The organism is Glycomyces endophyticus, from assembly GCF_039531525.1.
Taxonomy (GTDB): Bacteria; Actinomycetota; Actinomycetes; order Mycobacteriales; family Micromonosporaceae; genus Glycomyces; species Glycomyces endophyticus.
Genome location: NZ_BAAAQF010000010.1, coordinates 245,551 through 264,114, shown reverse-complemented (window position 1 = coordinate 264,114; position 18,564 = coordinate 245,551). Strand labels below are relative to the sequence as shown.

20 protein-coding genes and 2 pseudogenes are annotated in these 18,564 nt (G+C 73.1%); 7 read left to right on the top strand and 15 right to left on the bottom strand.

Going from position 1 to position 18,564, the window contains the following annotated elements; translation table 11 throughout:
- Window position 1: 1 nt before the first annotated feature.
- The 7 genes from ABD419_RS15045 to ABD419_RS15015 all read right to left on the bottom strand — a co-directional run bounded on the left by ABD419_RS15045 (window position 2) and on the right by ABD419_RS15015 (window position 7,195).
- Window positions 2-1,045, bottom strand: a complete 1,044-nt coding sequence (locus tag ABD419_RS15045; protein ID WP_344487753.1) for an alcohol dehydrogenase catalytic domain-containing protein — start codon at window positions 1,043-1,045, stop codon at window positions 2-4.
- A gap of 103 nt (window positions 1,046-1,148) precedes the next feature.
- Window positions 1,149-2,039 carry an aldo/keto reductase gene (locus ABD419_RS15040; RefSeq protein ID WP_344487751.1) on the bottom strand — a complete coding sequence of 297 codons (891 nt, stop codon included), beginning with the start codon at window positions 2,037-2,039 and terminating at the stop codon, window positions 1,149-1,151.
- A gap of 46 nt (window positions 2,040-2,085) precedes the next feature.
- Entirely contained in the window at window positions 2,086-2,985 is a 900-nt protein-coding gene (locus tag ABD419_RS15035; protein WP_344487750.1) for a helix-turn-helix domain-containing protein, read from the bottom strand.
- A gap of 46 nt (window positions 2,986-3,031) precedes the next feature.
- Window positions 3,032-3,538, bottom strand: coding sequence for a hypothetical protein (locus tag ABD419_RS15030; RefSeq protein ID WP_344487748.1), 507 nt, complete (start codon window positions 3,536-3,538; stop codon window positions 3,032-3,034).
- A 144-nt stretch (window positions 3,539-3,682) separates the two neighbouring features.
- Window positions 3,683-4,750, bottom strand: a complete 1,068-nt coding sequence (locus ABD419_RS15025) for an LCP family protein (RefSeq protein WP_344487746.1) — start codon at window positions 4,748-4,750, stop codon at window positions 3,683-3,685.
- 120 nt (window positions 4,751-4,870) lie between these two features.
- Complete coding sequence (locus tag ABD419_RS15020) at window positions 4,871-6,202, bottom strand: MATE family efflux transporter (protein ID WP_344487744.1); 1,332 nt, start codon at window positions 6,200-6,202, stop codon at window positions 4,871-4,873.
- Window positions 6,203-6,205: 3 nt separating this feature from the next.
- On the bottom strand, window positions 6,206-7,195 hold the full coding sequence (locus ABD419_RS15015; RefSeq protein WP_344487742.1) for a phosphotransferase family protein: 990 nt from the start codon (window positions 7,193-7,195) through the stop codon (window positions 6,206-6,208).
- Between the two features lie 194 nt (window positions 7,196-7,389).
- Here ABD419_RS15015 and ABD419_RS15010 point away from each other — a divergent pair, with 194 nt between their 5' ends.
- Both ABD419_RS15010 and ABD419_RS15005 read left to right on the top strand, forming a co-directional pair.
- Window positions 7,390-8,067 (top strand): MarR family winged helix-turn-helix transcriptional regulator, encoded by a 678-nt coding sequence (locus ABD419_RS15010; RefSeq protein WP_344487740.1) that lies wholly within the window; start codon window positions 7,390-7,392, stop codon window positions 8,065-8,067.
- A 132-nt stretch (window positions 8,068-8,199) separates the two neighbouring features.
- Complete coding sequence (locus ABD419_RS15005; RefSeq protein ID WP_344487738.1) at window positions 8,200-8,424, top strand: hypothetical protein; 225 nt, start codon at window positions 8,200-8,202, stop codon at window positions 8,422-8,424.
- 34 nt (window positions 8,425-8,458) lie between these two features.
- Here the strand turns inward: ABD419_RS15005 and ABD419_RS15000 are convergent, their stop codons facing one another.
- Together ABD419_RS15000 and ABD419_RS14995 are read right to left on the bottom strand one after the other, a co-directional pair.
- Window positions 8,459-9,301, bottom strand: coding sequence for a phosphotransferase (locus ABD419_RS15000; RefSeq protein ID WP_344487736.1), 843 nt, complete (start codon window positions 9,299-9,301; stop codon window positions 8,459-8,461).
- A 68-nt stretch (window positions 9,302-9,369) separates the two neighbouring features.
- Window positions 9,370-10,341 (bottom strand): NAD-dependent epimerase/dehydratase family protein, encoded by a 972-nt coding sequence (locus ABD419_RS14995; protein WP_344487734.1) that lies wholly within the window; start codon window positions 10,339-10,341, stop codon window positions 9,370-9,372.
- Between the two features lie 200 nt (window positions 10,342-10,541).
- Here ABD419_RS14995 and ABD419_RS14990 point away from each other — a divergent pair, with 200 nt between their 5' ends.
- The 5 genes from ABD419_RS14990 to ABD419_RS14970 all read left to right on the top strand — a co-directional run bounded on the left by ABD419_RS14990 (window position 10,542) and on the right by ABD419_RS14970 (window position 13,579).
- The gene (locus tag ABD419_RS14990) at window positions 10,542-10,898 is read left to right on the top strand and encodes a hypothetical protein (protein WP_344487732.1); all 357 of its coding nucleotides are present in this window, start codon (window positions 10,542-10,544) and stop codon (window positions 10,896-10,898) included.
- A 149-nt stretch (window positions 10,899-11,047) separates the two neighbouring features.
- Entirely contained in the window at window positions 11,048-11,314 is a 267-nt protein-coding gene (locus tag ABD419_RS14985) for a hypothetical protein (protein WP_344487730.1), read from the top strand.
- A gap of 113 nt (window positions 11,315-11,427) precedes the next feature.
- Window positions 11,428-12,027, top strand: a complete 600-nt coding sequence (locus ABD419_RS14980; RefSeq protein WP_344487728.1) for a dihydrofolate reductase family protein — start codon at window positions 11,428-11,430, stop codon at window positions 12,025-12,027.
- A gap of 17 nt (window positions 12,028-12,044) precedes the next feature.
- Window positions 12,045-12,374, top strand: coding sequence for a YciI family protein (locus tag ABD419_RS14975; RefSeq protein ID WP_344487726.1), 330 nt, complete (start codon window positions 12,045-12,047; stop codon window positions 12,372-12,374).
- Entirely contained in the window at window positions 12,371-13,579 is a 1,209-nt protein-coding gene (locus ABD419_RS14970; RefSeq protein WP_344487724.1) for an RNA polymerase sigma factor, read from the top strand. Before ABD419_RS14975 ends, ABD419_RS14970 begins: the two co-directional genes overlap by 4 nt.
- 129 nt (window positions 13,580-13,708) lie before the next feature.
- Here the strand turns inward: ABD419_RS14970 and ABD419_RS14965 are convergent.
- From ABD419_RS14965 to ABD419_RS14940, 6 genes and pseudogenes are all read right to left on the bottom strand, one after another.
- Window positions 13,709-14,260: pseudogene (locus ABD419_RS14965) on the bottom strand (TIGR03086 family metal-binding protein); the annotation flags it as partial.
- Between the two features lie 21 nt (window positions 14,261-14,281).
- Window positions 14,282-14,737, bottom strand: a pseudogene (locus ABD419_RS14960) (SRPBCC domain-containing protein); the annotation flags it as partial.
- Window positions 14,734-15,084, bottom strand: a complete 351-nt coding sequence (locus ABD419_RS14955; protein ID WP_344487722.1) for an ArsR/SmtB family transcription factor — start codon at window positions 15,082-15,084, stop codon at window positions 14,734-14,736. The gene ABD419_RS14955 and the pseudogene ABD419_RS14960, both read right to left, overlap by 4 nt.
- A 127-nt stretch (window positions 15,085-15,211) precedes the next feature.
- Window positions 15,212-15,943, bottom strand: coding sequence for a YflT domain-containing protein (locus ABD419_RS14950; protein ID WP_344487720.1), 732 nt, complete (start codon window positions 15,941-15,943; stop codon window positions 15,212-15,214).
- Window positions 15,944-16,062: 119 nt separating this feature from the next.
- Window positions 16,063-16,662, bottom strand: coding sequence for a TetR/AcrR family transcriptional regulator (locus ABD419_RS14945; protein WP_344487718.1), 600 nt, complete (start codon window positions 16,660-16,662; stop codon window positions 16,063-16,065).
- 314 nt (window positions 16,663-16,976) lie between these two features.
- Window positions 16,977-18,563: an FAD-dependent monooxygenase gene (locus ABD419_RS14940; RefSeq protein WP_344487716.1), complete on the bottom strand. Its 1,587-nt coding sequence runs from the start codon at window positions 18,561-18,563 to the stop codon at window positions 16,977-16,979.
- Window position 18,564: the final 1 nt, after the last annotated feature.

Below are 18,564 nucleotides of genomic sequence, written 5' to 3'. Positions count from 1 at the left end.
CTCAGAACCGGATCATGACTTTGAGGGCCTCGCGGTCGTCCATCGCCCGGTAGCCCTCGGGAGTCTGGTCGATCCCGATGGTGCGGTCGAAGACCTTGCCCGGGTTCACCGTGCCGTCGAGGACGCCCGGCAGCAGCGGCTCGATGTACGCACGCGCGGGCGCGGGCCCGCCGGTGAGGGTCAGGTTGCGGCCGAAGAACGGCCAGCCGATCTGGCCATCGGAGTACTGCGGCACGCCGACGCGCGCGATGGCGCCGCCGTCGCGCACGACGCCGAGCGCCTGCTCGTAGGCCGGCATGTGCCCCACGGCCTCCAGGACCCTGCGCACCCCGAGCCCGCCCGCGAGGTCGCGGACCTTCGCGATGCCCTCCTCGCCGCGCTCGGCGACGACGTCGGTGGCGCCGTACTCACGGCCGAGGTCGGTGCGGGCCTTGTGGCGGCCCATGAGGATGATCTGCTCGGCGCCCATCTGCTTCGCGGCGAGCACGGCCATGAGCCCGACCGCGCCGTCGCCGATGACCGCGACCGAGTCGCCCTCGGCGACGCCGGCGGCGCGCGCGGCGTGCCAGCCGGTGCCGTACACGTCCGAGAGCGTCAGCAGCGAGGGCAGGAGCGGGGAGTGCTCGTCGACGCCCGGGACGGCGACCAGCGTGCCGTCGGCGAGCGGGACGCGGACCGCTTCGGCCTGGCCGCCCCCGGTGCCCAGGTGCGCGTCGTTCCAGAACCCGCCGTGCAAGCAGGAGGTCTGGAGGCCCTCAAGACAGAACCCGCAGGTGCCGTCGGAGACGGCGAACGGGGCGATCACGAAGTCGCCCTTGCGGACCGACGTCACCTCCGAGCCGATGTCCTCGACGACGCCGATGAACTCGTGGCCCATCGTCTGCCCCGTGTCAGAGGCCTTCATCGAGTGGTACGGGTGCAGGTCGGAACCGCAGATGCAGGAGCGGACGACGCGCACGAGGGCGTCGGTCGGCTCGACGAGCACCGGGTCCGGGGCGTCTTCGACGCGGACGTCTCCGGCGGCGTACATGAAGGTGGCCTTCATTCTCAAGTCCTTTCAGGAGTGCTCGGTGAGGCCGTCGATCTCGGCGGCGAGCGGAGGCGTGTCGGGATCGAGCACGCTATCCCAGACGCCGCAGTGGTCAGGTTCAGGCTTCGGGGATGTCGCGGCCGAACGCCTCGAGCGTCACGGCCTCGGGTTCGGGGCCGCCGCGCACGCCCGTGTCGAGGCCGTCGATCGCCGCGGTCTCGTCGGCGCTGAGCGCGAAGTCGAAGACGTCGAAGTTCTCGGCGATGCGGTGCGCCTCGACCGACTTCGGGATCGCCGAGCGCCCGGCCTGGAGGTGCCAGCGCAGCATCACCTGCGCGGGGCTCTTGCCGTGGGCTTCGGCGATCTTTGTGATCGCGGGGTCCTCGAAGACTGAGCCGGTGCCGGTGTCGCGGTAGGCGGTGATGCCGCCGATCGGGGACCACGCCTGGGTGAGGATGCCGCGGTCGGCGTCCGCTCGCTGGACGTCGGGCTGGGTGAAGTACGGGTGGACCTCGACCTGGTTGACCGCGGGGACGACGCTCGCGTGCTCCATGAGGGCGGCGAGGTGGTCGGGCATGAAGTTGGAGACGCCGATCGCGCGGACCTTGCCGTCGGCGAGGAGTGCCTCCAGGGCCCGGTACGCCTCGGTCGTCCGCTCGAACGCGGACGGCAGGGCTTGGTGCAGGATGAACAGGTCGAGGGTGTCGACGCCGAGCTTCCCGGCGGACTTGTCGAACGCGTGCAGCGTCTCGTCGTACCCGAAGTCGGAGATCCACACCTTCGTCTCGACGAACACCTCGTCACGGGCCAGCCCGGAGTCGGCGATGGCCTGGCCGACCCCGCGCTCGTTGCCGTAGGCGGCGGCGGTGTCGATGAGCCGGTACCCGGTCTTCAGCGCCTCGGCGACGGCCTCCCGCGTCTCGTCGGGAGGGGTCTGGAAGACCCCGAAGCCCAGCAGGGGCATCCGCACGCCGTTGTTCAGCGTCGTGTGCATGTCGTTCTCGCTCATGACACCGACGCTAGGCGGTTTCCCGGGCGTGCGGGAGGGACTGTCGTTACTCCCCTCGGGCCCGCGTCTCACGGGCGCGTCCGGTGCTCACATCGGTGTCCTCCCGGCTCGCGGCGAGGCTGCCGAGCAGGGCGAGGCGCTCGGAGCTGGGGGTGCCGGACGCGGCGGTGTACGCGGTCATGCGCAGTTCGGGACTGGCCGGGAACTCCATCGCCTCGTAGTCCAGTTCCAGGTCGCCCACCTCGGGGTGGCGGAGGCGCTTGGTGCCGGTGCGGTGGAAGCGCACGTCGTGGGCGGCCCAGCGGACCCGGAAGTCGTCGCTTCTGGTGACGAGCTCGCCGATGTGGTCGGTGACCGTGCGGTCGTGCGGGTGCTGCCCGGCGATCGAGCGCAGGCTCGCCACGTTCTGGTCGGCGATGAGCGTCCAGTCGGGCCAGAAGATCCTGGCGGCGGGGTCGAGGAACAGGAACCGGCTCGTGTTGCCGCGCCCGGCGGGGCTGTCGAGCACGGGCGCGTACAGAGCCCGGCCGAGGACGTTGGCCGCGACGATGTCGCCCGCGCGGTTCTGGACCGTGACGGCCGCGCCGGTGACGGCGTCGACGAACCGCTGGAGCCCGGGCCGGACCACCGCCTCGGCGGTCTTCTCGCGGCGCCGGCGCGCGCCGGGCCCGGCCGCGGCGGCGAGGTCGTGGAGGTACGCGGTCTCGGCCTCGTCAAGCTGCAGGGCCCGGGCGAGCGCGTCGAGGACCTCGGGGGAGACCCCGCGCAGGTCGCCGCGCTCCATGCGCACGTAGTAGTCCACGCTCACCCCGGCCAGGTACGCGACCTCCTCGCGGCGCAGACCGGGCACGCGGCGGCGGCCCGATCCGAAGACCCCGGCCTTGTCGGGGGTGACGCGGTCCCGCCGCGACTTGAGGAACTCGGCGGCGTCCTGGCTGCGATCCATGCCCTCAACCGTACGGCCGGAACGGCCCGCCAGGGAGGTACTGCCGTTACCGGGATACGCCTGCCCCGGCCCCGACCGGCGTCGCGAGGGACCTGGTCCGGCCGTCCCGCGACCCGCGGTGGTGGTCGAGCATGCGGCGGCCGATCCAGGTGAGGGCGGCGCGGCCGTCCACGGCCTCGACCCAGCCGCGGTCCACCGCGACGGCCGAGGCCGCGCGATCGAGGAGCCGCCCGCCCGCGAGGAGGCGGATGCGCCCGCCCCGGTCGTACTCGGCGGCGAGCCCCCCGAAGCCGGCCAGCCGTTCGAGCACGCCCCACTGCCACGCGGCGGGCGCGTCGCCCACGTGCGCGGGCGTGAACGTGACGCGGTCGCCGTACCCGGCGCGCTCGACCACGAGGCGCCGGTCCCCTTCCACGACGACGTCGAACCCCGCCCGTGCCGCCTCGGCGAGCTGCGCGCAGGCGAGCGCGGTGTTCATCTCGACTCGGCCGGTGCGGCTGGAGAACCTGATCCAGGTGGCGGTGGAGGCCGCCGCGGTTCGCGTGTGCGCCAAGGGGTCGTGCTCCTCTCCTCCGGCGCCGCCGCTTCGCGGCCGCGCTCGACTCGTCGGGAAGGGATACCCGAACGGAGACAGGTTTCCACACGCGTACGACAATGTTTTTGCGAAAAGCCTTGCGGCCGAACGAGTCGCGAGCGTCTACGCAGGTGGCGTCTTCACCCACTCCGGATACTGGACCATCCACTGGTCGAGCGTGTCGGTCTGGAGCGCCGTCCACAGCGCGTCCGCGGCGGTCTGCTCGGCGCCGTCGTGGGTCAGCACGATGTCGACCCGCTCGCCGCCCAGGTACGTCTCGTCCGGCGTCGAGGGCACCTGGATGCTGGTGATGCTCTCGGGGTCGATGTCGCGCAGGTTCACGGCCAGGTCGGTGATGGTCCACTCGTCGGGCTTGTCGATCGTCAGCGAGTCGCCGAAGCCCTGGAGGATCTCGGTGAGCTTCGCCGGGTCGGTCAGGTAGCCCTCCTCCTTGAACGCCCGCAGGAGCGACTTGATCGCCTGCTGCTGCATGGCCTGGCGCCCGTAGTCGCCGCCGCGGCCCTCCTCCCAGTCCGAGTCCCAGTTCCAGCCGTAGCGCTGGCGGATCAGGTCGAGCGACTCGTCCTTGTCGTACATCGCGCAGCCCTTGGGGAAGACGCGCTGCTCGCCGTGCTCCGACTGGATCTCGTGCCAGGGGCACAGCTCGATCTCGCCGACCATGTCGACGAGGCCGAGAAAGCCCTCGAAGTCGACGGTGGCGCCCATGTGGAACTCCACGCCCGTCAGGTCGAAGATCGTCTGCACGACGTTGGGTCGGGTCTCCTCCCAGTCGTCGCTGATCGACGCCGAGTGGTTGATCTTGTTCTCGCAGGGGTTGTTGCCGTAGCCGGGCCCGCAGTCGGGGATCTCCACCCACAGGTCGCGCGGCAGCGAGACCATCGTGGTCTGCGTCAGGTCCTGGTTGATGTGGACCAGGATCATCGTGTCGGAGCGGGTGGAGCCGCCCTGCTTGTCGACGCCGAGCACCAGGATGTTGAGCGGCCCCTCGATCTGCGCGGTCTCGACCTCGGCCTGCGCGTCGCCGAGGATGCTCTCCTCGGGGACCGCGTTCTCGGCGGTGACGGACGCGATCTGCATCGCGCCCGCCGTCCCGCCGGCGGCTACGAGCGTCAGCCCGCCCGCGTACGCCATCAGGTGCGCCCACCAGGGCGCTCCGCTCTTTCCGGCCATGCGTCTCCAGACCTCGGATGGGGTTCGTCCCTCCTGTAACGCCGCATCCGACCGTCCGGGTTGCCTCAGGTGTTCGACCGTCACGCCTGTTGATCGCGCGGTATCGCTCACGTGTCCGGGTCAGGCGGGTTCGCGGCGGCGGCGGGCCAGCAGCGCGAGGGCGGCCGCCGCGGCGGCGAGCTCGCCGACGGCGAGCCCGATCCAGACCCCCGTGGCGCCCAGAGTGCCGAACGCGAGGACCGCGGGGATCTTCAGCGCCAGCAGCGTCCCCGCCGAGACCGCGTAGGAGGGCCGCGGCCGCCCGATCGCCTGGAAGTACGCCGAGACCAGCGGCGGGACGCCTGAGAGCACGAGCCCGGCGGCGATGATCCGCAGCGCGGCCGCCGCCTCGGCCGAGGCCGAGCCGAGCAGCAGCGTCGTGAGCGGGCCGGCGAACAGGGCCGTGAGGCCCGCTGCGGCGGCGCCGTACATCAGGGTGGCGCGCAGTGCGAGCGTACGGACGCGGTGGACCCGGTCCGCCGCCCCGCGCCCGGCGTTGAAGCCCACGATCGGCTGCATGCCCTGGCCGATGCCCAGCTGCGGCATGGCGGCGAACGTCTGGATGCGCGCGCAGACCGCGTACGCGGTGACGGCGGCGGCCGCGCCGAGCCCGGCGAGGGTGTTGTTGACGATGAGCGCGAGCGCGGTGGCCCCGAGCCCCGCGAGCATCGAGGGCGACCCGACCGCCAGCAGCGACCGGATCGTCGTCCAGTGCGGGCGCAGGTGGGCGGCGCGGATCGCGTACGGGCGGTCGCGCTGGACGAAGAAGAACCACAGGCTCATCGCGGCCGAGACCGCCTGGCCCCCGGCGGTGCCGATCGCGGCGCCGCGCACGCCCAGGTCGAAACCGAAGATGAGGACCGGGTCGAGGGTGATCTGGACCAGGACCGGCGCGACCCACAGCATCGTGGCGAAGCGCAGGCGGCCCTCGGCACGCACGAGGCTGGAGAACCCGGTGCCGACCAGGGTCGAGGCCAGGATGACGACGGCGTACTCGCGGGCGTACCCGCGCATTTCCCCGTGCGCGCCGAGCGCGGTCAGCAGCGGCTCGAGGCAGGCCAGGCCCGCGACCGCGACCGCGAGGGCCCCGGCCCAGAACACCAGGAACGCGCTCGCGGCGGCCCTCGCCGCGCCCTCCGGGTCGCCCGCGCCGAGCCTTCTGGAGACCAGCGAGGCGCCCCCCGAGCCGACGGTGGTCGACAGCGCGCCGACGACCAACAGGACTGGTGCGACCAGGTTCACCGCGCCCATCGCGGTCGGGCCGACGCCGTGGGCGACGAACCAGGCGTTGGTGAGCGCGTACACGCCGTAGACGCCGACCGACATGGTCGCCTGCGCGGTGCCGTGCCACAGCAGGCGGCCGACCGGCGCGGTGGCGAGCGCTTCGACGCCCTCGACGGCCGGGGAGCGCACGCGTCAGGCCCGGGGGAGGTGTCCGAACCGGGCCATGAGCTCGGCGAGTTGCGCTCGGGCCCAGTCGTACTGGTCGGTGTCGGTGTGGCTGCGGTAGTCCGTCTCGATGACCATGATGAGGAGCAGGTGGAGGCCGTACAGGCGGCGGCGGGTGCGCTCGGCGGGGGTGAGCGGGCCGCGGCCCCAGCCGCGGGCGAAGGACTCGGCGTCGGAGATCGCGGGCAGTTCGGCGCCGCAGAACCCGGCCTCCATGAGCGGGTCGCCCCAGAAGGCCCGCTCGTGGTCGATGATGCAGACGATGCGGCCGCCGGCGACCATGACGTTGCTGGGCCACAGGTCCCACTCGACGAAGCGCGGCTCGGTGACCTCGTCGAGGCTGTCGGCGTGGTCTGCCAGGACCTCGCGGACCGTCGCGTAGTCGAACCCGAGGTCGACGCGGCGGCGTTCGCCGTCGGCGAGGACGTCCTCGCACATCTGCCCGAAGGCGGCCCGCCAGGTGGGGAAGCGGGGGTCGAGCAGGGGGCCGAAACCGGGGCCCTCGATGGCGTTGAGCTCGGCGTTGCGGGCGCCGAGCTGCTCCCAGTAGTCGGCGACCTCCGCGTCGGAGAGCGTCTCCTTGACGATGCCGATGTTGTCGGCGTCGATGTAGGGCATGAAGAAGTAGGGCGCGTCGCAGATCCGGCGGCCGGCGTCCGCGAAGAGCACCTCGGGGACGGGCACGCCGGTGTGCTCGCGGATGAGCGCGAGGGACGCGAGCTCGATGTCCATGGCGCCGCGCTCGTAGGTCATGACCTCGACGCCGGCCGGGGGCGCGATCTTGAGGACCACGTTCCTGCCGTCCCGGAGCGCGATCCGGTAGGCGACGTTGAACCAGCCGTGGCCCAGCTCCTCGGCGAAGTCCTCGCCCTCGGGCACCTGCTCGGGGCCGAACGCGGCGGCGATCATGGCGCGCAGCGTCTCGGCGGACTGGCGGTTCTTGGTGATGCTCTCCATCAGGTTCCCTCCGGGATGCGGGTCGCCGGGCGTCCGAGATCCTCTCACGTGCACGCTCGGTGGGACGGTCGCCACGAACATCGCAGGGTCCTGCAAATAATCGAAGGTTCCTGTTGTCATTCGAAGGTTCCTTCGGTTAAAGTATGTGAAGGAACCTTCGGAAAGGCCGGAGGTCCGAACCGAAAGGAACGATCATGTCGAACGAACATGACGACACGACTCCCGAGCGCGACGACCGCGCCGGGGCCTGGGACGACGACGGGCTCAACCTGAGCGCGCGCCTCCCGTACCTCCTGATGCTGCTGCGCCGAAGCGACGCGCAGCTCCGCGGCCGCCACCCCCGCGCGGGCGCCTACCAGGGGCAGGGCCGCGTCCTGCACCTGCTCTCCCTCCAGTCGCCGATCGCGCAGAAGGAGCTCGCCTACCTGCTGGGCATCCGCTCCCAGTCGCTCGGCGAGCTGCTCACCAAGCTCGAGGACGCCGGCCTCGTCCGCCGCGAGCCCAGCGCCGAGGACCGCCGCACCAGTATGGTCGACCTCACCGACGCCGGCCGCACCGCGGCCGCCCAGCACGAGGCCGAGCCCGTCGGGGACCCGTTCTCCGTGCTCACCAAGGAGGAGCAGGAGCAACTCGCCGCCCTCCTCGACCGCGTCATCGACGAGATCGAGTCCCACCTGCCCGACGGCCTCGACCCCCACATGCGCAAGTTCAAGCAGATGGCCTTCGGCGCCGACGGCTTCGGCCCCTGGGGCGGCTTCGGCGGCCCCGGCATGGGACGCGGCGGCCACGGAGGCCATGGCGGCCACGGAGGCGGCCGAGGCCGCCGCGGCTTCGGCCGCTCCCCCCGCGGCGAACGCCAGTGGGAGTGGTGACCGCCCCCCGACTGCGATGACGCGCCACCCCGCGCCCATCGCAGTCGGCCGCACCGGCCCTGATCAGGCCGTCCCCCGCGGGTGGCCGCGGGGACCTATGGTGAGGGTCCGCCCGTTCGAAGGAGCCCGCCCATGGTTCTCGTCGTCGCACTCGTCATCTGCGCGTTGATCATCTGGATCGTCATCGCCGCCGCCCGCACCGGGAAGACCTCCCGAGGCTCGGGCTCGGCCGGGTACTACTCGGACGGGTCGAGCTACAGCTGGAGCTCCTCCGACAGCGGGAGCAGCAACGACTGCGGCCCGAGCGACTCCGGCGGTGGCGGTGGGGACTCCGGCGGCGGAGGCGGCTGCGACTAGCGCTCCCGCGCTGCGCCGTAGCCGGTCTGGAAGGTCAGGCGGCTTCGGCGAGCACGTCGGCGATCATCCGGTGCCCCTGCGCCTCGAACTCCTCGTCGCCGATCTTGTGCGCCCAGCAGGCCGTCGCGATCGCGGACCGCACGCGCTGGCGGAACCAGGCGTCGGGCTCGCGCGGGTCGGCGCCGTAGCCGGCGAGGAACGCCTGCTCCGCCCCCGGGTAGCGAGCGAACTCCTGCGCGGCGAGTCGCTCGAAGTCCTCGGCGGCCGGGCGCAGCGCGGCCCGGCCGAAGTCGATCACCCGCAGCACGCCGTCGTCGATGAGCCAGTTCCGGGTCTGCCAGTCGCCGTGCGTCGGCACGCAGACGGCCGGCGCGAGCGGCCACGACGCGACCACGGCCGACAGCGCCGCGACGGTCTCGGGCGCGACCCGGTGCGGTCCTTCGAACCAGGAGAGCGCCTTCGCGTTCATGCGGGCCTCGTAGCCGTCGTCCTCGACCGCCGACTGGTCGTGGTAGTCGCGCAGGAGCTCGCCGGCCTGCACGTAGGTGTCCGCCTCGGCGGCGGCCGCGGTCTCCCGGACCAGCTCGCCCGGAAGGTACTCGGTCGCCAGCAGCTTCGCGTCGACGTCGGCGTGCAGCATCCGCGCGGCCCGGCCCCGCTCGACCCACGGCGCGGTCCACGCGCGGTGCGCGGCGATCTCCCGTTCGATGTGGTGGTCGCCCGGGCCGCCGGCCTTGACGACCACGACCCGGCCGCCCGCCGTCGCCCGCAGCACCGTGGTCTCGACCAGGTCCCAGCTCATGTCGGCCTCGACCGCCAGGTCGGGGAACCAGTCGTCGAGGAGCCGGCGCTGGAAAGGGTTGAGGGCGTCGAGCATGGCCACCAGGCTAACGGCCGCCGGCTCCGGCGGGCGCGGCCCGGTCGGTGCCGCACCCGCCGCCCGGTTCAGACCGCGAGCGGGCGCTCGACCTCGATGCGGCCGTGCTCGATCAGCCAGCGCACCGACTCCAGGATCGCGGCGTCGGGCTCGTACGCGGGCGCGTAGCCGAGGAGGGCGCGCGCCTTCTCGATGCTGCACACGTGGCTGCGCGAGAGGTGCTCCCAGCTCGCGTCGGCGTGCTCGGCGGTGGTGCCGGCGCGGAAGTCGTCCCAGCTCACGCTCTCGAGGTCCGCCTCCTGGCCGAACCAGGACGCGGCGGCGTGGGCGAGGCCGCGGACGTTCATCGCGGACGGCGCGACGACGTGGAAGTCCTCGCCGGTCGCGGCCTCGCGGTTCGCAAGCGCCAGTTCGAAACCCTGCGCGACGTCGTCGGCGTGGACGTGGTGCATGTGCTCGGCCCCGATGCCCGGGACGCGCAGGGTGCGCCCGGCCGACAGGGTGCGCCAGACCTCTGGGTCGAGGTTCCCGAGCGGCCCGATCGGGTGCCAGCCGGGGCCGACGATGTGGCCGGGGTGCAGGGTGGTCGTGGCGAGGCCGCCGTTCGCGGTCTCCTCCTTGAGCATCCGCGCGATGCGGTCCTTCTGCACGCCGTACTCGCCGAACGGCGGCGTGCCCTCGCCCTCGCGGATCGGCGCGCGGCGGCTCACCCCGTACCGCCACACGGTGCCGCAGTGCAGCAGGTGCCCGGTCTCGCCGCGCAGCCGCTCCACCAGGGCCGCAGCCGATTCGGGCGTGAAGCACACCAGGTCCACGACGGCGTCCGGGGCGAGGCCGGCCACGGTGGCGCCGAAGACCCCGTCGGCGTCCTCCCGCTCGCGGTCGGCCGTCACCTGCCGGACCTGTTCCCACTCGGGCGCCTCCGCGTACGCGGCGCGCCTGCCGCGGCTGATGTTGACGACCTCGTGCCCCGCGCGCACCAGCCGCGGGACGAGGAACGTGCCGATGTGCCCGCTCCCGCCGATGACGACGATCCTCATGCCGTGCTCCCTCCCCTTGCGGGCCCGGCGCCGGGCCCGGCGCTCCGATGCTAACCGCCTCCGGGACCGCCCCGACCCCGCGCGGGCGCCGCCGCATTGGCCCCGGCGTCGCCGTGCTCGATGACGCCGACGCAACAGGCGGTGCGGTGGACTGGTCCCCACAGGCCGGACCCCTGCCGGCCGCGTTGAAAGGACCCCTGATGAACACCACCAAGAAGACGGCCTTGTGGACCGGTGTCGCCGTCACCGGACTGCTCGGCGTCGTGCTCCTCGGCGGCGGCAAGATCCAGTCCGGGACCCTGCTGATCCTCACCGCTTTCGCCCTGGCGCAGCCCGCCGCGCGGCGCCGACTGCCGCTGTGGCTGGGCGTCGCGCTGGTCGGCGTGCTCTACGGCCTGGTGGCGTGGAACATCTCCACCACCGAGCTCCCCGACCCCTCGGCAGGCATGATGAGCTGTGAAGAGCACTCCGAGTGGTACGACCCGACCGGCATCCGGTTCGTCGACCAGCTGATGTGGATCCTCAGCGGCTTCACCGCCCAAGCGGCGCCGTCCTAGCCCGGCGGGACCGCCCCGACCCCGCGCGACCGCAGACCCGCCGGCGCAGTCGGAAATCCGATCGCGCCGTTCCCGCGTTCCCCCGAACCAGCGCCCCCGCCGCCATAGGCTCCCGCTCGAAGCACGTCCGCTGAACGAAAGGGGGCGCCATGGCGCTCAGAACCCGACGCATCGCGCAAGGCCTGGCCGCGCTCGCGCTGGCGGCCGGAGCGGTGCTCGCCGCCTCCGCGCCCGCGCAGGCGGACGCCAAGGAGTGCACGAGCTACCTCGAAGGCGCCGGCTACATCGTCGGGCCGCTGGTCCGGCACGCGTGCGACGCCTGGGCGGGCTACCCGCTCTGCTACAGCAGCCTCCTCGACCTGGGCGTGCTCCCGCGCCACGCGGACGTCGCCTGCTACTACGCCACGCGCTGGTGAGGCCCCGGCACCCCGCCCGAAGAAATCTCCGGGCGGGGTGTCGAAACGGCCCGGGCCCGTTCGTAGTACTCGTGAGGCCGCCCGACGGAGGCGGCGCGAACGGGAGCACTGACATGAGCACCACTTTCACCGTCGACTTCTTCTGCACCATCGACGGCTACGGCATGGCCCGCGGCTGGCCCGGCTACTGGGGGAAGGAGGGGCCCGAGGTCCGCGAGGACCGCGTCCGCGCCTTCGCGGAGGACCAGGTCCTGGTCTACGGCGCGACCACGTTCCGGCAGTTCCGCGAGTTCGTCGTCGACTACGACGAGCCGTACTACGAGCGCCTGAACGAGCTGCCGAAGCTCGTCTTCTCCAGCACCCTCCAGGAACCGCTCGGCTGGCGGAACTCCACCGTCATCGCCGAGGACGCCGTGACCGCCATCGAGCGGCTCAAGCGCACCACCGACGTCCCGATGCGCTCGCACGGCAGCATCTCGCTCAACCGCGCGCTGCTCGCCGCCGGGCTGGTCGACCGGATCGAGGTCGTCATGTTCCCGGCCGTCTCCGGCCGCGCCGGAGGCGCCGCGCTCTTCCACGAGGGCGCGGAACTCGACCTCGAACTCGTCGAGTCGACCGTTCTCGACGGCCGCACCCAGAAGCTCGTCTACCTCCCGCACCTCCACGGCGAGGTCCCCGAAGGCGCCGGGCCGCGGCGCCGCACCGCGAAATAACGAGGGAGAATCAGCACATGCAGTACCTGGTCAACGTCATCTTCGACCGCAGCGACTCCGGCACCGCCGAAGAGGCCGTCGCCATCGACGCGTTCAACGACCGGCTCCGCGCCGGCGGCCACTGGGTCTTCGCGGGCGGCCTGGCCGACCCGAGCGCCTCCACCGTGGTCGACGGCCGCGGCGACGAACCGGTCTTCAGCGACGGCCCGTTCGCCGAGACCAAGGAGTGGGCCGCGGGCTTCTGGATCATCGAGGCCCCGGACCTCGACGTCGCCCTGAGCCTCATGGCCGACGGCTCGAAGGCCTGCAACCGCCGACTCGAGATCCGGCCCCTCCTCACCGGATGAGCGACGCACGAGACGCCCTGGCCCGCGCCCACCGCGACGAGTGGGCGCGGGTGGTGGCGAGCCTCGCCAAGCGGTTCGCGAGCCTAGACGTCGCCGAGGACGCGGCCGCCGACGCCTTCGCCGCCGCCGCCGAGCGCTGGCCCTCCGACGGCGTCCCGCCCAACCCCGGCGCCTGGCTCACCACCACCGCGACCCGCAAGGCCGTCGACCGGATCCGCCGCGAGCAGAAACGCGACGGCAAACACGAAGAGGCGCTGATCATGCAGACCGCACCCGAACCGGTCGGCGCGATCGACGACGACCGGCTGCGGCTGGTCTTCACCTGCTGCCACCCCGCGCTCGCGATCGAGGCGCGTGTGGCCCTGACGCTGCGGATGGTCGGCGGCCTGGCCGTGTCCGAGATCGCCCGCGCGTTCCTGGTGCAGGACACCGCGATGGGCGCCCGCATCACCCGCGCCAAGGCGAAGATCGCGGCCGCCCGCATCCCCTACCGGGTGCCGCTCGCCGCGGACCTGCCCGGCCGCGTCTCGGGCGTGCTCGCGGTGCTGTACCTGATCTTCAACGAGGGCTACCTCGCCTCCGGGCCGGGCACGCCGCCCGTGCGCGAGGAGCTGAGCGGCGAGGCGATCCGGCTCGCGCGGCTGCTCCGCGAGCTGCTGCCCGACGACGGCGAGGCCGCCGGGCTGCTCGCCCTCATGCTCCTCACCGACGCGCGCCGCGCGGCCCGCGTCTCGTCCACAGGGGAGCTGCTGCGCCTCGACGAGCAGGACCGGTCCCTTTGGGACGCAGACCTGATCGCCGAAGGGCACGCGCTGGTGCGCGAGCGCCTGGCGTCGGGCGCCGCACCGGGCCGGTACCAGCTGCTCGCGGCGGTCAACGCCGTGCACACCGACGGCGACGCCACCGACTGGACGCAGGTGGTCGCCCTCTACGACCGGCTCGCGCGGATCGACGGCTCACCGGTCGTGCGGCTCAACCGCGCGATCGCGGTGGGGGAGTGCGACGGCCCGCAGGTCGGGCTCGCGCTCGTCGACGCGCTCGCACCGGACCTGGCCGGGTACCACGCGTTCCACGCCGCGCGAGCGGACCTGCTGCGGCGCCTGGACCGGACCGCGGACGCCCGCGAGGCCTACGACGCCGCGATCGCGCTGGCCGGCAACACCGCCGAGGTCGCGTTCCTCACGCGGCGCCGGGACGCGGTCTGACCGTTCGTGCGCGGGGCCCGGACCGGGCCCCGCGCCTCCGCGGCGTCTTGCGGTCCGTCAAGGCTCCCTCGCGGCCGATGAACGCCGCGAAGCGGTCCTGCGGGCGTCTCTGTGCCTTCTTGCGGTCCGTCAGGGCTTCCACTGCGGGTCGCGGCCGATGAAGGCCGCGAAGCGGTCCTGCGGGGAGGCGTCGTCGGCGACCGGCACGGCCGGCCCGAACTGGCCGCTCGCGCGCAGCATCTCGTCGATGGGGGCCATGCCTTCGAGGGCGGCGAGGCAGCGCTCGTCCCCGAGGTCGGGTTCGCGGCCGAGGGCCTTGGCGAGGTCCCAGGAGTGCGCCCAGACGTCGGCCGTGTAGAACTGGTCGATCGCCGCGTCCACGGGCACGTCGCCGGTGTTCGGGTTGCTGAGCACGCGCCCGGCCGGATCATCCACGATGGACTGGATGTCGGCGGTGTGCCGCCGCCAGGCGGCGACCGGGTCGGCCGCGACGTCGAGCGGTTCGAGCTCGACGCCCGCGCCCTTGAGGAAGCCGCGCGACCATTCCACCAGGTGCTTCACCACGTCGAGCGCCGTCCACTCCGCGACCGGGCTGGGCCGCGCCCAGTCGTCCGGCGACGCGGACTCCACCAGTGCGGCGAACCGGGCCGCGTCGTCGGCGTGCCGCTGCGACGGGCCGCTCTGCGCCGCAAGGAGTTCGTCGAGCTTGTCGAAGCCGTCGCCGACACCGCCCTCCATGCCGCCGGCCAGGATGCCGTCGCGGGTCGCGAAGTCCTTGACCAGGCTCATCGCCCGCAGCCGCGTGCGGCCGCCGGCGAGCGCCTCGAACGTCAGCGTCTCGAGGGCGACGTTGTCGGCGTCGCCGGTGTAGGTGGCGGTCCGCACGATCCGCTCGCCGGGCCGCACGTCGTGGAAGCTGCCGTAGAACGCGGCGACCTCCTCGCCGCCGCGGTCGTTGGCGAAGGCCCACTCGCCGCCCGTGCGGGCCTCCCACCGGAGGATCCGCGTGGTCATCGAGCGCGGCCCGACCCACTGCGCGAACAGGTCCGGGTCGACGTGGGCGCGGAACACCCGCTCAGGGGCCGCGTCGAACTCGCGCACGATCTCGATCGTCGGCACCTTCGCGTCGGCGGTGATCGCGGTCTTGGGCTCGGTCATGTTCCGTCCTTCTCACGGGTGTGCTTCGGGTCCGTGCGGTCGAGCAGGTCGTCGAGGCGGCTGTACCGCTCCTCGGCCTCGCGGCGGTAGCGCTCGATCCACGCCGTCATCGAGTCGAGCGCCTCGGCGCGCAGGTGGACCGGGCGGCGCTGGGCGTCCCGGCTGCGGGTCACGAGCCCGGCCTCCTCGAGCACCTTGACGTGCTTGGAGATCGCCTGGAAGCTCATGTCGTACGGCTCGGCGAGCTCGCCCACGGTCGCGTCCGAGACGGCCAGCCGCGCGACGAGCCCGCGCCTGGTCGGGTCGGCGAGTGCCGCGAACGCCCGGTCGAGTTGCTCCACGCCCACGCTCGCACCTTCCTCAACTGATCGGTTGAATACGAGCGTAGACGCGCCCCCGGTCGTTGTCAACCGGATGGTTGCAGAAGCGGGGGCGACTCGCGTCGCCCCCGCTCAAGCTCTGTTCGCGCCGCCGCTACGGGCGCTTGAGCCGGCGGCGGTTCTCGCGGGTGGGGTCGGTGCCGGCGACCTCGTTGCGGTCGGTGTCGACCGCGTCCGGATCGGTGCCGTCGGTGTTCAGATCCCTGTGGTCGTCGGCGTTGCGGTCGCGGGGCCGGTCGTCGGCCTCGGACCGGTGGTCGGTCTCGACGCCGCGCGGCTCGTCGTCGACGGGCGCGGTCGCGGGGGTGGTCACGGGCTCGCCGCCGCGGCCGGGGCCGCCCTCGGCGTCCAGGTGGCGGCCGGCCTCGGTCGCGTACGCGGCGTCGACCAGCAGGTCGTAGCTGTCGGCCCGCAGCTCGCCCACGGAGGAGAAGTCGCGGCGTCCGCCGGTCAGCGCGTGGCCGACCAGCCCGGCGATCGCGCCCGCGATCGCGCCGAGGAACGCGCCGTACAGTGCCAGCAGCAGACCGGCGATGAGCGGGTCCACCCACCCGAACAGCCCGAAGAGCCATCCGAACAGCGCACCCAGCACCGCACCCGAGACGGCGCCCTGGCCGGCCGCTCGCCACATCGTCAGCCGCCCGGTCACACGCTCTACTGTGGTCAAACCGCGGCCCACGATCGCCGTGCGCTCCACGGGGAATCCGTTGTCGGAGAGGTGGTCGACGGCCCGCTCGGCCTCCTGGTACCGGGCGTACGTGCCCACCAGCACCTGCCCCGCACCGGAGAAGCCGCCGGGGGCCTGCTCGTCGTGGAGTCGACTCATTGCGCACCATCCTTCGTCGCTTGTGGTCGACTCCGGGCTTCCCCGGCGGCGGCCCGCGAAACCCGGCCCGGCCGCGGCCCGGCCGTCGCAGGGCTGTTCACCAGGGGCGCAACGGCTCGTCAGTGACGGACGCCCGGTTCGGCACCGACCGTGATCGCCTCCACGACCTCCCGCACGGCCGAGGCGTCGGGAAGTGCGCCGAGCTCACCGGCGAAGAGGAGGTGGCCGGTGCCGACAAGGGTCATGGCGAGCGTGCGGGTGTCGGTGCCCGGGACGAGGCGCCCGTACCGGCGCTCGGCGTCGAGGTACGCCGCGAGCCGCGCACCGGCCTCGGTGAGGATCGGCAGCCCCCGAGGGCTGGTCTCGCGCAGGCGGGTCCGCACGCCGTCGCGGGAGATCACGAGTCCGACCAGGCCCAGGTTCACCGGTGTGAAGACGCGGGTCAGCGCCTCGGTCAAGGTGGCGACCAGCGTGGACGAGACGGCCGACCCGGCGAGCGCGTCGATGTCCGCCTCCACCAAGGCGATGCGGGCCCGCACGAGCTCGGCGAGGAAGTCGTCGAAGTCCGCGAAGTGGCGGTGCAGCACGCCTTTCGCGACCCCGGCCTCCTCGGTCACGGCCCGACTGGTCAGCGCGCCCGCGCCGTCGCGCACCAGGACCCGCTCGGCCGCGGCGAGCAGCCGGGCGCGTGCGTCGTGCAAGGCGACCCCTGTCGGCATCGGACCTCCCGGCGGCATCGGAATGGGCGTGCGACCACTCTAGCGCCGCCGGGAGGCTCATCGGAGTTCGCGCCCGCCGCCGTGCGCAGGGCGCTTCACGCTCGCCGCGGGTGCGGGTGCGGGTTCCGCGGGCCGGGTTGCCAGGGTGCAGGTCGGCCGCTGAGTCACCGATCTTCGCGCCCGTTGCCGTGCGCAGGGCGCTTCACGCTCGCTGCGGCTGCGGCTGCCGCGAGCACTGCGGCTCGCCGGGGTCCGGGTCAGCTACGAGCCGGGGTGCCACCGATCGTCCCGCCCGCGGCCCTGAGCCGGGCGAGTCACGGATTCGCGCATTCCCCACCGCGCCCCGGGTGCGCGAGGTGGTCGGACACCACGTCGCCGTCCCAGTCGCCGCCGGCGAGCGCGATGTACCCGTCGGGGCGCACGAGCACGAGGCCGTCGCCCGCGACCCCGTATCGTTCGCGCGCCTCCCCGTCGGCGTCGACCAGGTCACCCTCGGCCGGCGGTTCCCCTTGCGCGCGTACGCGCTGCGTGCGGACCTCGCCGAACCGGTCCACCGCCTCCGGAGCGGTCCGGTCCCCGAAGACGAGCAGTGTGGCGTGCGGGCCGCGGAAGCGCTCGAACAGCCGCACCCGCGCACCGCTCTGATCGGTGCAGACGGCGTCCGGGGCGCGGTCCCCGGCGCGGACGCCGATCCCTTCGTCCAACTGCCGCGCGAGACTGGAGCCCCGGTAGCCGAGGCTCAGCTGGCTGACGTCGCTGAACGGGTCCCGGCCCGCGAACGTGCCGACGAGGCGGTCCGAGACCTCGGCGGCGTCCTTGCCGCTCCAGTACTTTCCCCGCGCGGTGGTCGAGGCGAGCACGTGCGCGGCGACCGGCAGGCGCTCCTCCTCGTACGTGTCCAGCAGCGCGCCGGGCGCGCCGCGGAGCACGCGCGCGAGCTTCCAGCCGAGGTTGTAGGCGTCCTGCACGCCCGTGTTCATGCCCTGGCCGCCCGCGGGCGCGTGCACATGGGCGGCGTCGCCTGCCAGGAGCACGCGGCCTTCCCGGTAGCGGTCCACCATGCGGATGTTGACCTGGTACACCGAGAGGTACACGGGGTCGGAGAAGCGCACGCCGGGCAGTCCGACCCGCTCGGCGAAGGCCTCCGCGAACGTCTCGACCGACACCGCGGCGGGGTCCAGGCCGTCCTCCTGCGGCAGCGGCGCGGTGAAGAACCAGGTGCCGCTCTTCGGCATCGGCGCGAGACTGAGCATCCCGCCCGGGCCGGCGCCCCACAGGTGCGCGACCGAGTCGTCCAGGCCCTCGACGCGGAGGTTCCCGAACAGCATCCGCTGCCGCTCCCACGTCTCGCCCAGGAAGCTGATGCCCGCCCGCTTGCGCACGGTGCTGCCGCCGCCGTCGCACCCGACGAGATAGCGCGCCCGGATCTCCTCCACCCGGCCGCCGAACCGCACCGACGCCGTGACCTGCCCGTCCTCCTCCTCGTAGTCGACGAACTCGCCCCCGAGCTCCACCTTCACCCCGAACGACGCGAGCCGCTCGCGAAGGACCGCCTCGGTGAACTGCTGCCCGACCATCAGACTCCCCGGGTACGGCGCGCCCGGCACCGGCGGCGCGTCGTACATCACCGCCTCGCGCACGACATTCCCTGCGGCGTCGTAGAACCGCGCCGTGCCCGTCGCCGCCTCGGCGTGCGCGACGAGCCTGTCGAGCACCCCGAGGTCCTCGAACACCTCCTGCGTGCGCGCCCGCACGCCGCGCGCCCGCGTCCCGACCTGAAACGCCTCCGCCCGCTCGACGATCCGCACCGCGACTCCCCGCCGGGCGAGGTCGCACGCCAGCACCAGCCCCACCGGACCCGCGCCGACGATGAGCACCTCCGTTGCCGCTGAAGCGTTCATG

What these genes read in the sequence shown, in the direction of transcription:
- ABD419_RS15045 (WP_344487753.1), bottom strand. Translation starts at nt 1,045, where the DNA reads ATGAAGGCCACCTTCATGTACGCCGCCGGAGACGTCCGCGTCGAAGAC.
- ABD419_RS15040 (WP_344487751.1), bottom strand. Translation starts at nt 2,039, where the DNA reads ATGAGCGAGAACGACATGCACACGACGCTGAACAACGGCGTGCGGATG.
- ABD419_RS15035 (WP_344487750.1), bottom strand. Translation starts at nt 2,985, where the DNA reads ATGGATCGCAGCCAGGACGCCGCCGAGTTCCTCAAGTCGCGGCGGGAC.
- ABD419_RS15025 (WP_344487746.1), bottom strand. Translation starts at nt 4,750, where the DNA reads ATGGCCGGAAAGAGCGGAGCGCCCTGGTGGGCGCACCTGATGGCGTAC.
- ABD419_RS15015 (WP_344487742.1), bottom strand. Translation starts at nt 7,195, where the DNA reads ATGGAGAGCATCACCAAGAACCGCCAGTCCGCCGAGACGCTGCGCGCC.
- ABD419_RS15010 (WP_344487740.1), top strand. Translation starts at nt 7,390, where the DNA reads ATGTCGAACGAACATGACGACACGACTCCCGAGCGCGACGACCGCGCC.
- ABD419_RS15005 (WP_344487738.1), top strand. Translation starts at nt 8,200, where the DNA reads ATGGTTCTCGTCGTCGCACTCGTCATCTGCGCGTTGATCATCTGGATC.
- ABD419_RS15000 (WP_344487736.1), bottom strand. Translation starts at nt 9,301, where the DNA reads ATGCTCGACGCCCTCAACCCTTTCCAGCGCCGGCTCCTCGACGACTGG.
- ABD419_RS14995 (WP_344487734.1), bottom strand. Translation starts at nt 10,341, where the DNA reads ATGAGGATCGTCGTCATCGGCGGGAGCGGGCACATCGGCACGTTCCTC.
- ABD419_RS14990 (WP_344487732.1), top strand. Translation starts at nt 10,542, where the DNA reads ATGAACACCACCAAGAAGACGGCCTTGTGGACCGGTGTCGCCGTCACC.
- ABD419_RS14985 (WP_344487730.1), top strand. Translation starts at nt 11,048, where the DNA reads ATGGCGCTCAGAACCCGACGCATCGCGCAAGGCCTGGCCGCGCTCGCG.
- ABD419_RS14980 (WP_344487728.1), top strand. Translation starts at nt 11,428, where the DNA reads ATGAGCACCACTTTCACCGTCGACTTCTTCTGCACCATCGACGGCTAC.
- ABD419_RS14975 (WP_344487726.1), top strand. Translation starts at nt 12,045, where the DNA reads ATGCAGTACCTGGTCAACGTCATCTTCGACCGCAGCGACTCCGGCACC.
- ABD419_RS14970 (WP_344487724.1), top strand. Translation starts at nt 12,371, where the DNA reads ATGAGCGACGCACGAGACGCCCTGGCCCGCGCCCACCGCGACGAGTGG.
- ABD419_RS14950 (WP_344487720.1), bottom strand. Translation starts at nt 15,943, where the DNA reads ATGAGTCGACTCCACGACGAGCAGGCCCCCGGCGGCTTCTCCGGTGCG.
- ABD419_RS14945 (WP_344487718.1), bottom strand. Translation starts at nt 16,662, where the DNA reads ATGCCGACAGGGGTCGCCTTGCACGACGCACGCGCCCGGCTGCTCGCC.
- ABD419_RS14940 (WP_344487716.1), bottom strand. Translation starts at nt 18,563, where the DNA reads ATGAACGCTTCAGCGGCAACGGAGGTGCTCATCGTCGGCGCGGGTCCG.